The following is a 361-nucleotide window of genomic DNA, read 5'->3' on the forward strand; positions in this document are numbered from 1 at the left end:
GAGTTCACCAGCGATTCAATCACGCGGCGGTGTTGGTTCACCTTGATCGGATACACCAGGAAATAACCGCCCTGGTAGCCGAAGGATTCACGCGCGCGTTTGAACGCGGCGTTGATAGAGCGCAGGCGATGCTGAAGGATCTGCGGGAAGCAGAACAGCGCCGGCAGACGTTGGCCGTCTTGCTGGCGCGTTTTCACCAGTTCTGCCAGATCGACGCGCGCCTGCGGGACATCCGGGTCCGGGCACACGCTGATATGGCCCAGCTCGTTGACGTCATAGTAATTGTTGCCCCAGTAGGCGACGTTATAAGTACGCAGCATCTTGCTGGCATTACGATCATTCATGGCAACCTCCTGCATGG

Annotated in this window: 1 protein-coding gene; it reads right to left on the reverse strand. The window is 57.9% G+C overall.

Annotated elements, in window-relative coordinates; genetic code table 11:
- On the reverse strand, positions 1–344 hold a 344-nt coding region (locus KQX66_RS39020; RefSeq protein WP_216798432.1), incomplete at its 3' end, for a hypothetical protein.
- Positions 345–361 lie beyond the last annotated feature (17 nt).

The sequence above is a fragment of the Paenibacillus oleatilyticus genome (assembly GCF_018998565.1).
GTDB classification, from domain to species: domain Bacteria; phylum Bacillota; class Bacilli; order Paenibacillales; family NBRC-103111; genus Paenibacillus_G; species Paenibacillus_G oleatilyticus.